5 protein-coding genes are annotated in these 13,193 nt (G+C 51.1%); all 5 read left to right on the top strand.

The window, feature by feature from the left end; all coding sequences use genetic code 11:
• Positions 1–248 precede the first annotated feature (248 nt).
• Positions 249–650 carry a BlaI/MecI/CopY family transcriptional regulator gene (locus AB1656_00025; GenBank protein ID MEW6233746.1) on the top strand — a complete coding sequence of 134 codons (402 nt, stop codon included), beginning with the start codon at positions 249–251 and terminating at the stop codon, positions 648–650.
• Positions 643–4,590 carry a M56 family metallopeptidase gene (locus tag AB1656_00020; protein ID MEW6233745.1) on the top strand — a complete coding sequence of 1,316 codons (3,948 nt, stop codon included), beginning with the start codon at positions 643–645 and terminating at the stop codon, positions 4,588–4,590. The genes AB1656_00025 and AB1656_00020 overlap by 8 nt, the downstream gene beginning before the upstream one ends.
• A gap of 306 nt (positions 4,591–4,896) precedes the next feature.
• Positions 4,897–5,946, top strand: a complete 1,050-nt coding sequence (gene argC, locus AB1656_00015; protein ID MEW6233744.1) for an N-acetyl-gamma-glutamyl-phosphate reductase — start codon at positions 4,897–4,899, stop codon at positions 5,944–5,946.
• Between the two features lie 227 nt (positions 5,947–6,173).
• Positions 6,174–11,675, top strand: coding sequence for a C25 family cysteine peptidase (locus tag AB1656_00010; GenBank protein ID MEW6233743.1), 5,502 nt, complete (start codon positions 6,174–6,176; stop codon positions 11,673–11,675).
• Positions 11,676–11,875: 200 nt separating this feature from the next.
• Positions 11,876–13,193: tetratricopeptide repeat protein (locus AB1656_00005; GenBank protein MEW6233742.1), on the top strand; the 1,318-nt coding region annotated here is incomplete at its 3' end.

The following is a 13,193-nucleotide window of genomic DNA, read 5'->3' as shown; positions in this document are numbered from 1 at the left end:
AACGCCTGGAAAAGTTTTTCTACGTGAAATCCAGATCATCCATGAAATCCGTGATTCTAAAAATTCGTGAAATTCGCGCCCTTTCGTGTTTTCGTGATTCAAAACGGCAATCATAAAAAACCTCTTTATCTTTTCATCGCACGCACTATGACTTAAATAATTTTTTCCCAATTCTACTTGACACTACTATCTAATTAGTACTATTATGATAGTAGATAAGCGCTTACTCTGATTTTGAGGGATGCACTATGGGATCGAATGTCCAAAAAACCGTTTTGGCCAAGTTGGAAACGCTGGTTATGAAAGAGGTCTGGAAGCGGGGACGCGCTACCGTGCATGAGGTACGCGACGCTTTGGACGAAAAGCGGAACCTGGCTTATACCACCATCCTAACCACCCTGCGCAATCTGGAGAAGAAAGGATTCCTTGAACACGAACTGGAAGGCCGCAGCCATGTCTATACCCCCAAAATCGACGAAAAAACAGTGGAAGCCAGTTCGATTTCCAACCTGCTGTACAGCCTCTTCGACGGTTCGAAGGTCAAACTGGTGCAAGCCTTGTTCGAGGCGGAGCCTCTGACGAAGGAGGAATACGAAGACTTGAAACAAGCGATCCTTGATCGCAAGAAACGGGAGAGCCGCCATGAATGAATGGGCCGAATCCATCCTTTCCTTCCTCTTACGATCTTCGGCGCAGCTGCTGGCGTTGGGTCTGCTGACGTTTCTAACGATCGCCTTGGGCAAAGTGCGGGGACGCTCGGCGTTGTTGATTCTCGGCCTGGTTTCGCTCACGCCCGGCTTCACCTTGCTCGGCGATTGGACGCCATCCGGGATGAAGTTTTCAGTCCCCTGGTTAACAACATCATCCCCGCCAAGGAACGCGGCGCCCTTCATGGCCAGCGAATTCAATTTCATTCCCGCCGCTGCTATTCCCAATTATTTCCCATCCCCGCCCACCGGCCGCTCTCTGCCGCCGCGTCAGGTAATCCATCCCGCAGAAAGGACGCCCACGCCGCCGTGGATAACTACCATACATTGGAAATCCCTCCTAGCGTCGTTATGGATGCTCGGCGCCGCCTTGTTGACCATCCGTTTAGGGATTGGATTAGGGATGCGCCGCCGGATGTTCGAGCCGATCGTTCCAGTTACGAATCCTAGAATTCTTGAGATTTTCGGCCAATGTCTGGAGATTGCGGGCGTCAAGCAATCTCCCTCGCTGGCCTGTTCCAACCGATGCAGCTCGCCGGTATTGTCGGGTTTCTTTCATCCCCTCATCATTCTTCCTCTCCATCTGATGCAGCCGCAAAACGAAGAGAGGCTGCGCTTCGCCCTCTTACACGAGTTGGCCCATCTGCGGCGCAAAGACATATGGTGGCTGCTGATGGAGACCATCGTCAGCGTATTTTATTTCTTTCACCCCATGATTTATTGGCTGCGTCGGCGCAGCGCGCAGGAGAGGGAATACCTCTGCGACCGCTGCGTGATCCGTTCCACAGGCCAAAGCGCCTCCTACGCCGCCTTTCTGCTCGATGAAGTATGGGAGTCCAGGACGAGACGGGAATATTCCTTCGCGACAGCGATTATTCCCAAACAAACATGGATAGCGCGCCGCGTGCGCGACATCCTGACCGAAAGGAAAACGACCATGTATTCCAAAATACGAAACGTCCTGGCCGCAGCAATTCTCTTCGCCCTGATGCTCTCCACGATCTTTTTAACGACGGATTCCAAGGCGCAGATAGAAAAGGCAACCGTAAAAAGCGAAGCGGGCAGAGGCGTTAAATACGATCCAGGCGATAACCCCAATCGAATTTTTCCCGATATCCGCAGAAGGTCTGCTCCCATTCAAATATCCGGCATAGTTTTGGAGGCGGAAACGAGCAAACCGCTGAGCAATGTGAATATTAACCATGTAGAATCCCAGCGGGGCGACACAGTGAAATTCTTAAATGATAGAACCGGTTTGGACGGCTGTTTTCAACTGGGATTCTTTTTGGAAGGTACATATAAGTTAGTCGCCGTGAAGGCGGGCTATGCCCCGGCGTTTCTGACTGTGGATATCAAGAAAACGGACAATGCCCCGCTGGAGTTCCGTCTCGCCAAGGCGGAAGCCAGCGTCAAAGTACGCTTTCAGTATCAAGGCAAACCTTACCAAAACATAGGGGTTTATTTCAGTGTTATTCAAAACGGCGCCTATTATCAGATTCCTTATACCGATACGTTTACCGAATCGCCAACGGAAACGCCCAACGATCCCCCGAATATTCTACGATCTTTTATTCTGACGGGAATCCAACCGGGAGAGATGCTTATAGATTCCTACGTTTCTGACGGAACAGATTCACTACACTGCCATCTCCAACCGGCAGTAGTAGAAAAAGGCGGCCAAACCGAGATAACTTTGGAACTTTATAAAATATGTAGGTACACCGTCACACTACGGCCTCAAGACAACGGCAGGATTGGAATGTTCGTAATGAGCGCGCCTGGTATTCCTCAAATCGACGCCGCCTCTCTGTGCTCTTACCGCCAGGGAAATCGCTTCTCCATGACTTTACCCAAAGGAAGCTGCTTGGTGCGCTTAAAAGCGCCGGGATATAAACTAGTGGAATTCGATCCAGATCAAATTGCTATCAAAAATCCCAACAGCCTAGTTCACCCTAGCGTAATCGATTTGGACCTCATCCCCGATCCTGGCAATAAGTCTCTATCCATTGAAGGTTTTTCGGTGGGAAAACAAATCCAGCCATATCCGATTCTATTCGATTTCGGCTCCGATTGGGAATTTGGAAGTTTGCTATCCCGCCAAGGCGATTCCGGAGTCTATTTCGTCAAGTCATCCTATCAAACGCTTCAAGAAGTCAAAATCATCTACAAAGGCGAACCCCTGAAGGAACTCAAAACTCTTAATAAAAAGGATTGGAATTTCGATCCGCAAACGCATCTTCTTACCGTTACGGCTCCCGTCAACGACAAATGGGAATCAATTGCCGTCACGGGAGAAAAAAGCGTTCCCTGGTCATGGAAAGGGAAACGGTCGATTCGCCCCGGTTCGGTTAAAGTCGCCATCGGCGAAAAAATGGGAGTGAAGGACGAGGATTTTTCCATTGATGAAAATGAAGGCATCATTCGCTTCTTGAAAAAAGAGGATTGCCAACCCGATCAATATTATTACATCCAGTTCTGTTATACCCCCGATCCCGCCGACGAGAAAAATCAATACGAAATGGAATCCTTCGGCTATTATCCGGACGAAATACAATTGCGAAAGACGATGGGAATGCCTCCCCTTACATTGGCTTTCCTGAACATGTACGCCCAACCAACCCAAGATCCAAGAATCTACGAAATTCCGATTCCCTACACTATTGAAGAAAAGACGTTGAGTGTTTTCATTAAATCGCTTGCATCCAGCCAAGAGGCGCCGATTTCATTGATTAAAGACGTAGATTACAAATACTACCCGCACACTGCCGAGATTTGTTTGCTCAAAGACCTGTCTTTCGATCCAGAAGAGCAATATATCAATATTTCCGCCGTCCCCGATTACCATCTATTCCGGCTGCGGCGCCTCGATCCCGCCGATAAAGTGACAATCACAGTGGAAGACAAACCGCTAAGCGAAGGGAAGGATTATACGATCGATTATAAGAACAAAAGAATCGAACTGACCGATCTCGATTTGATTATTCCCGGAAAGACGCAATTTCTTCCCGGAACGAAATTTGAGATCGCTGTGGGCAACCATACAAGGATTAATTATAACGGAATTTTCTATACTATTGATGACTCTATTCCCGCCGGTTCCTGGCAGTCGGAAACTCCAATTCGTCCCGGCTCGGTCAAAGTCGTATTCGGAGACAGGCTGGGCGTCAGAGGCGAGGATTACGAAGTAGACGAGCAAGCGGGCCATATCTGGTTCCTCAAACAGGAACTCTGCCGCCCCGAACAATCTTATTACATCGAATACTATAGGTTGACCGATACCGTCCTCAGCAGTGATCGATACCACGGGGATGTATTCATGCACAATATCAATAACGATTCAGTGATAAAATTATTGGGACATCCCCCATATTATCCAAAAGGCATTGGGGGGACGCTTGGAACCCCCAAATATCCTAATGTTTATAATTTCCCAAATATATTGAAAGATACAATCAGCGTCGGCATCCAACACGGAAATATTTACTCTTCAAAAAATATCGATTGGTTAATGCAAGGAGAAGATTACGAATACGATACAAAAACCAATACCATTCATTTATTGAAAGATTTCAATATCGATCTTAAAAATACATACTTAATTTTTCAGGGAATACTTGATTCCCATTACCTCGATTTTCCCGATCTCAAGCAGGACGAAAAAGTCTACATTAAGGTTGATAATAAGGTTCTGCAAGAAGGGATCGATTATACGATCGATCATGAAAACAAAAGAATCATATTCGCCGAACCAAACCTGATTCCGTCAAGCAAGGAATACTTAATCCACACGTCAGGTCATCAAATCTTGAATACATCAAGCGGGATAGGGATATACGGAGTCTACATAATGGGGAATAGTCCAAACATTATTGAAAATCATTAATGATTCTGATTCGCCGCCTTAAAATCGCCATCCTATCGAAAAATCTTTCCGTCCACTCTTGGACGACCATACTTGAATTGGGGGAGAGGAAAACGCTCGTCGTTTTCCCTCTCCTCTTTTTTTTAAAAACCCTGACAGCATCTTCCATCCACCCTTCGTTCGCAAGTTTTGACATACGATAAAGCGCGGGATATACTTCATCCGCTTGTTTTTATCGTTCATCAAGCGCCAACTCATAAAAAAAATCCAAGCGGCGTCGACGCTTCGGCATTATAGAAAAGGAATCGTACTATTTAGGTGGAATCCATGAACAAAAGCAAGAAATGCAAGGTGAAAATCGTAGGGGCCACCGGCTACACCGGCGGCGAATTGATTCGTTTGCTATTGAAGCATCCGCAGGCGGAAATCGTCTCTCTGACTGGCGCGGGAATCGGCGACGCCAAGCCGGTTCACGCCTTCTGGCCGGTTCTGCGCGGCGTTTGCAATTTGAACGTGTCGGAAGAGACCAACCCCGGCGATGCTGGCGATGCCGACGTCGTCTTTCTAAGCACGCCTCACGGCGTTTCCATGAAACTAGCCCCCGCTTATTTAGCGAAGGGCTATAAAGTCATCGACCTATCCGCCGATTACCGCTTCAAGAACCTTGCGGAGCGAGAGGGCTGGTACGATTTTCCCCATACCTCGCCGGAACTATGCGCCGAAGCGGTTTATGGAATGCCGGAACTAGGCTGCCGGGAAGAGATCAAAAAAGCGCGGCTTATCGCCAATCCCGGCTGCTATCCCACCACGGCGATTCTCAGCCTCTATCCCGGCATCAAAGAAGGGCTGCTGGCGCCGGACGGAATCCATATCAGTTCCTCCTCCGGCGTAACCGGCGCGGGCAAGAACGCCAAACTGCCTTTCCATCATCCCGAATTGGATCAAAATTACTTCGCCTACCGCGTAGGCAAACACCAACACGCTCCCGAAATCGTATCTATACTGAGAAGCGTAACCAACAAGCCGGTTTCGGCTTCTTTCGTGCCGCACGTGCTGCCCTTGCAGCGGGGAATTCTCTCGACGATCTTCTGCCGCATGGCGGATAGGAATATCGCCCTGAAACAAATTTGGGATTGTTATCAAAAAACCTACGGCCAGGAACAATTCATCCGGCTCTACGATTTAGGCGAAGTTCCCAATCTGCAGGGAGTACGCGAAACCAACTTCGTGGATATCTCGTTCCATGAAGACGCCATGACGGGAGAATTCATCATTGTCGCGGCGGAAGACAACCTGACCAAGGGCGCCGCCGGCCAGGCCGTACAGAATATGAACATCATAATGGGATTCCCGGAAGAATGGGGACTCAAACCCTGAACGAGGAACAACGCCGAAATTATATAAACTCATGTTACGCGCGTATACAGTTTTCCTGCGAATTTTTTGCTTTTTAATCCCTCTCCCAAGATTGGGAGAGGTTAGGTGAGGGTTGATAGGATTGAATTTATCTCCCCTCACTCTTACCCTCTCCCAAAGGGCGAGGGGATGTAAATGCGTAACACGATTTATAAAGGAAGAAATCGCCAAAAAAGGGGAGTTGGCTTATGAAAAGGTTTTCGATTGGTTTGTGGATCGTTTGGATTATGGCGGGATTGGCCGCGCAGGCGGCGGATTGGCGCGATGTAAAATACCCCCCCTCGCATCAGCCCAACTTCACGCTTCTGGAATCGAGCGATTCGCACGTCCGCATCCGTTACGAACGCAGCGAAGGCGATCCGCTCTACCGCACGGAGAATCGCATCTATGTCGGTCTGCCCATCGGCGCGACGTATTCGCTGGAAATCCTGGCGCAAGATTACGGCGTCTATAAAAATCGCGGCGAGGAAGCTATTCTCGAAGAGAACGCCGCCGACCCCGCCCAGATCGAATCGCAAAAGGAAGCGGTGCGCAAATCGATCGGCGTCAGCCGTATGGAGTATCAAGAACTGGACGTTCTACGGCTGGAAATCGTATCGCCAGCGGGAATCCAATCCGCCTCGCCCCAATCCAGTTTTCAGTTGGACAAACTCTCCATCGCCAAGCTGGAATTCGCCATTCGTTGGCGCGAAGGTTCCGCGCGAAAACCGGAAATCGCCGCCCCGGCGGACAACGGCTATGGCCGCATCTTCCGCAATCTTTGCATCAATGGCGAGGAAGCCATCAAGTTTCGCCGCAAACGAATTCTCCCCGAAGAAGAAAAAACCCAAGGTTTTCATCCCTTCAGCATCGGCTATCAAGTGGACGGCGAATTACTCAACAACGGCGTCAAAAACGTCGCCCCCCGCACCAACGCCGTACGCGTCAACATACGCGAAACGGGCATGACGGCCGTTCGCTGCGAAGACCTGGCCAGCCTGGGGATTCTCCCTGTCATCGTTCCCCTCCAACAAACGCGCCTCTGGCATAAAGGCGTAGAACTGCCGCTCTTCGTCAAAGACGATGGAGACAATGTTTTAGAAAAAGGCGAAGGATTTTTCTTCTATGGAGAAAAATCCGCTTCGGAATATACGCAGGACGCCCCTTACTTTCTGACCTGGGCGGAATGGAATACGCCGCCGCAACGGACGGAAGAAAAGGCGGCGGTCTGGACCGGCGAAGGGGAAAAATACGTCCGCGTGCGTCAAATTCACGACGAAGACAATCTGCTGGGACGCATGGGTCCCAACTTCTACGGTTGGTTCTATACGGATTTGGATGCGCAAACGAAAGAATTGCCGCTCCAATTGCCAAACCTGGCGCCGGAAGGCGATGTCAAGATTTCCATTTCCGTAAGGAATAACGCCAAGAAGCGATGGGATTTCACCGTTCGCATCGCTGACGCCACTCGCGCGGCTTCGGCGCAGATCAATGCGTCCACCACGTTTTCCTTCGATATCCCCGCCGCCGAAGTTAAGCAGACAACCGCCCTCGTCTTCGTCTCGGCGGAAAAGCCGCCGGAAATCAGCATGATCGAACGCAGCATGAGCGATAAGATGGGAAACGAGGATTTTCTCTTCATCGACAACGTCGAGATCGACTATCCCGCCCTCTTCGTTCCAGGCGGCGAAACGCCCCTAATCGAACGCAGTCAATTGGACAACCGAACCAAAGCGATCCAGATTTACGCCTCCCTTCCCCCTAGCGCCACGGACTCCAAAACGAGTTCCTCTGGGAACCCGCAGGAGGACGCACCTGCTTCCGGATGGAACGCCTGGACGATTAAAGAAGGAGCGGCGGTTCAACGATTGACGGCCCCGGATGCCCCTCCATCGGGCTATCTCGCGCTGCCGGACGGCGATTGGGACGCGATAGAAACTGTCTTCGACGACAAGGTTCTCGAACCGCAAGCTATCGAATTGGATTATCCTTCCAGCCTGCACCGAAAAGACCAAGGGTATAACTATGTCGTAATCGTTCACAATACGCTGCTCCAATCCGCTAAACGGCTGGCCGAAAAGCGGTTGCAAGACGGCTTTCAAGTACTGCTCACTGACGTACAGGACATCTATGACGAATTCAATTACGGCTATCCCGACATCGACGCCATCCGGCGGTTTTTACGCTACGCCCAATCGGAATGGAACGGCCTGTCGCCGGAATTCGCCGTTCTGGTTGGCGATTCCAATTGGGATCACCGCAACCGGTTGAAGCAGCAGGTAGTCGATCAAATTCCCACGGAGGCGCCGGACAACAATCCCCAACGCTACGGAGCGGACGAATGGTACGCTTATCTATGGGGCGGAAGCCAGGATTCCTTCTCCGACGCTATCGTCGGGCGGATATCCATTCGCCAGCCGGAGGAATTGGATCGCTATATAGACAAACTCATCGTTTATGAAACGAAATCTCCCGTTGGATTGTGGAGAACCAAAAGTTTGTTTATCGCAGACGATACCTTCGAACGATACAGCGTCGAGCAAACGAAAACGAGCCTGCCTCCGCCGATGAAGCCGGAGATCATCAACCAGATCGATTTTCCCCACGTTACCAATCCTTATCTTTACCATCGCAATATTGACAATCCAGATTCGAAAGCGCAGGAATACATTAATAAAAAATACTGCCCGCAAGGAACGCTGGCCATCATCAAAGCCTTCAACCAGGGCGCTTCCCTGGCGCAGTACATCGGCCACGGCGGCAACCAGTTATGGTCGCACGAACGGCTTTTTTACGGCACGGACCGGCTTTACAGCAACGTGTTGGAACTTGCGCCGAATACGCGCTTCCCCTTCGTCATGAACTGGTCTTGCAAAACGGGCTATCTCAACTTCCACATCTCGCCGTTCAACGTCTGCCTGGCGGAAGAATTTATCCGCCATCCCGACCGGGGCGGCATCGCCGTCTGGGCGCCCAGCGGCGAAGGAACCACCGATCAGCACATGATCTTGTCCCACTTCGTCACCCGCAACCTCCTGGAAGACGGATTAACCCGCCTCGGCGAAGCGGCGACATTCGCAAAAAATATGTTTATGCAGTCGTATAATTCCAGGGAACTCGCCGATCAGTACATCTTTTTCGGCGATCCAGCCATCCCATTGGCTTCGCCGAAAGAACGGCTGGAAATGGAATTGTCGCCTACATTCTTCGTTCCCGGCTTCGATCATGAATTTCAACTGACCGCGCCGGTAAAGACCTTCGCCAAAGGCAAAGCCGTCATCTCCATGAACATCGCGGATAAGTTCGTTTATCAAGGCGAACCGTTCGATTTCGAAGGAGGCGCAATTGATAAGACTTTCGAATTCACGTTAGGCGAAGTCGAGGACGCTACCGCTTTCGTACGGATTTATGCCTGGAACGAGGAAGAGAACCTTGACGCCTGGGGCGGCTGCGAAATCTCCCAATTCAAGCCCGCTTTATTCCTAAGCGGCGGAAAGGCGGAAACCAGCAGCGAGGAAACCGCCGTCCAATTCCAAATCGCCAATCGCTCCAAATTCGACTTGACGGACGTGCAATGCGAATTGACGGCGGGCGACGTGAAACAAACGATCGTCGCAGCGGAGGTTCTCGCCTGCGTTACTACGACGGTGGAATGGAAAGGGACGCTGCCGCCGGATGCGCAGTGCATCTATATCTCCCTGCTCGACGATCCGTCGCAGGGCATAAAAAAAACCAAAGACGACGAGAAAATTATCGTTCCTCTCCACTGGAATCAAGAATCGCCGGCGATTCCTTTGATGAAGAATATAACCTTCATGCCTTCCGACTTGACGGCGGAACGAACCGTGCGCATGAAAATGCCTATCCACAATTTCTCGCCCATCGCAGACGCAACATTGCAAGTCGCCGTCGAAGGTCCGGGATCGGCGACGGAGGAAAAGAGCTTATTCCTGCCGCCGGAACAGACGCGGGATATCGATTTCAGCCTAAAACTCCCCGTTAAAGGAGAATACGAATACAAAGTGCGCGCCCGGTCCGAAAAAGGCGAAAACAATTACTCGCTGCCCGTAACCGTATTGGGCAAGCCGGACCTGGCGCTGGCCGAAGCGGACGTAACCGTCAAGCCGGAAATTCCCGTCATCGGAAAAACCGTCTATCTACGCACTCACGTATACAATATGGGAATGGGTCCGGCCACTGACGTCGCTCTGGAAGCCTACGACGGCGACCGTTCGCTGAATCAACGGTTGGAGCCGTTCAATCAATCGTACCGCCGGATAACGATCGACCGCCTGGAGCCGGGCGAATCGAAAGAAGTGGAAATCGTCTGGGATCCGCCGTCCTACAAAGGCCTCGGCCATCACGACATCCAATTCGTCGTCGATCCTTTTGGCAAAATCGACGAAAGCAGCGAAGAGAACAACGAAAGCCGCTTCACGGTCACGCTGCACGATCTTCCCGATCTGAGCGTCGATCCCTGGATGGGGCACTGGATGCAATTGACGGCGGACAGTGGCGTTCCCCTTTGGGGCCAACGCGCCAAATTGATAGCGCAAGTGAATAATCCGAGCGACTCCGAAGCGGAATACGTGCGGGTTTCGATGATCTACAACCAAAACGAACTAACCGGCTTCATCGACGACATCCCCCAAAACGCCATGCGGGAAACCAGTTTCGACGTTCCCGTCTTTTCCGCTCGCAACACCATGCTGATCGTCGCGGATAAATACGACCTGATCGGCGAGAAGAACGAGAAAAATAGTTTCGGAAACAATATCAGCACCGAAAAGCGTCTCTACTTCCAATTGCGGATGCCGGAAACGCCCATCGACAACGGTCAGCGCGTCTATACGGTCAAAGAGGAAGAAGAATATTCCGCCGGATTGGGCGAATATATCCGATTCAACCAGAAAAAGAAGGAACTCTTCCTCCACGCCGACATGGAAGAAGCCGTCATCCGCATCGAACCGGCTTACATCGCCGATAAAAACAGTTTCACCTATTTCTTTAGCAACGATTTATGGCTGTGGAATACGAAATACAACGCCTTTTACACCCCGCCGCAATCGGAGAGCGTTCTGCGGACGGAATTGCCCGCCCCCAACGGACGATACGAGGTCTATGTTCAGCTCTACAGCAGCGCCTACAGCGAAGGCGCAACCGAACATATCAAGATCAAAACGCAATTCGATAAGGATTTCATCGATTTTGCTCACGCCAAAACCAACGATCCCAAGGCCTTCCGCAAAATCGGAACCTATGATATTCAAGACGACAAATTTCTGCTGGATTTTAAAAGCGTAATCACCCGCTTCCCGACCAGTCTGGGCGACATTCGCTATATACGCTCGCTAGAGGATAAACCGGTTTCGGGCGGCTATTTATCGCCATTCTTCCCCGCCGAAGGTTCCGGCTCCGGACCGGCGGTGATGTCCTGGGAAGCTGAGATTCCCATAGGAACCAACCTGACGGTAAAAGCCCGCTGGGCCAACCAGAAAGAAGACGAAAGCATCGGCTACCTGCCCTGGGCGAGAACGGTCCACGGCAGCGAGGGTCAACTCCTGCTTCCCGGCAAAGGGGACTATTTCCAATATTACGTCAGTTTCATCCGGGAAACGCGGAATCAAATCACCCCGGTATTCCGCAACGTGAAGATTTCCATCCCCTGCCAGGAGGTGAAGAAGAAAACAAAAATCGGTCCCGCTCGTTGAATTTTGAATTTTGAATGGTGAATTTTGAATGACGGGCGACAAGGGCAAGGTTGTTTCTGCCCTTGATTATTGCTTGCGATTTGCGAATAAGGTAATACGGAAGAATTAACCACTTGTCATTCGTCACTTACCACTGTTTTTTAGGTCTGGCGTTCTTCCGCTGCATCAATTTTTGGGAATTGATAGGAGAATGAAAATCCATGGATATCGTTCAATACCTAACCCGCGCCCGCAGCGCCCTCAAGGAGGGCGAATTCGATCTCGCCGAACGTTATTTCAAGCAAGTCCTCCAACAATTCCCGCATAACGAAGAAGCCCTGCACGGCTTAAAAGATTTGGAAGTGGCGCGCACGCAGAAAAGCTCGCTTTTCGCCAAAGGATTTAAATTCCTGCGCGGAACGATCCTGAAAGGGATCGGCCAATCGGACAAAGCGATCGACGATCTCGAACTCCTCTACCGCAGCCAGCCGGACAACGTCCGCGCCGCCCTCGCTTTCGCGAAATGCGCGGAAAAGACGGGGCGATTGGAAGAAGCCCGCGAAGCCTACGAAAAAGTCCTCTCGCAAAACGCCACGCATCCCCAAGCCCTGGAAGAAAACGCGGAAATCCTCATCCGGCTGGAACGTTATGATGAAGCGGCGGCGCTATTGCAGCGGCTTATTGTATTGAAGCCCAAAGACGACAAAATCGCCCATCGTCTACGGGACATCTCCGCTCAAGCGTATTCCCGCGTTGGCATTCCCGAAAATTTGATGGATCGAAGAGCGGCGATCGAGAAGAAAAAACGCGAAGCCCCCGGCGCGCCCGAATTCATAGAAAAACTGGACAACATGCTGGAGGAATTCCGCGCCAATCCCAAAGATTTTCAATTGGGCGTAGATATCGCGGCGCATTACCGCACAGCGGGATTGCATAACGAAGCCAACAAAATCCTGGCGGCGATTCTCGACGGCTACCCCTCCTTCGAACCGGCGCGGCGGGAACAGGCGCGGGTGTGGCGGCAATCGGGAGAATACGGCATCGCGGAAAATCTGTATCAAGAACTTCTAGCGGCGTCGCCCTACGACCAACTCTTAAAAGACGAATACCTGGACGCCCGCATTGCCCGCTTCGAAATGGAAATCCGTTCCAGCGCGGGCGGAAAAGATGCGGCCGTCCAATTGGAACGGATGAAACTGGATCGCGATAAAAACAAGATCGGTTTGCTTAAGAAAATCCTTACCGAACATCCGGAAGCGGATAAGGAACGGGCGGAATTGGGCGAGTTGCTTATCAAGCATGGCCGGATCGAAGAAGCCATTCCCGCCTTGCAGCGCTTGATCCGCGAACCCTCCTGGGCGGGAAGAGGCTATTTTCTCTTAGGACAGTCGTTCCGGGCTAAGAAAGACAATGGTTTGGCGGTAGAGCAATACGAAAAAGCGTTGGAATATTTCAAAAACAAAGGCTATTCCCACATCCCGTCGGAAGAGTTGAAGGCCGTCTACTATTATCTGGGTTTGACGTTGGAGGACATGGGCG

This window comes from Candidatus Omnitrophota bacterium, assembly GCA_040755155.1.
GTDB lineage: Bacteria > Hinthialibacterota > Hinthialibacteria > Hinthialibacterales > Hinthialibacteraceae > JBFMBP01.
Note: the sequence above shows the minus strand (reverse complement) of the source record. Positions and strands in the feature narration are given on the sequence as shown.

Coding starts and splice junctions, on each gene's coding strand:
- AB1656_00025 (MEW6233746.1), top strand. CDS start 249: ATGGGATCGAATGTCCAAAAAACCGTTTTGGCCAAGTTGGAAACGCTG.
- AB1656_00020 (MEW6233745.1), top strand. CDS start 643: ATGAATGAATGGGCCGAATCCATCCTTTCCTTCCTCTTACGATCTTCG.
- argC (MEW6233744.1), top strand. CDS start 4,897: ATGAACAAAAGCAAGAAATGCAAGGTGAAAATCGTAGGGGCCACCGGC.
- AB1656_00010 (MEW6233743.1), top strand. CDS start 6,174: ATGAAAAGGTTTTCGATTGGTTTGTGGATCGTTTGGATTATGGCGGGA.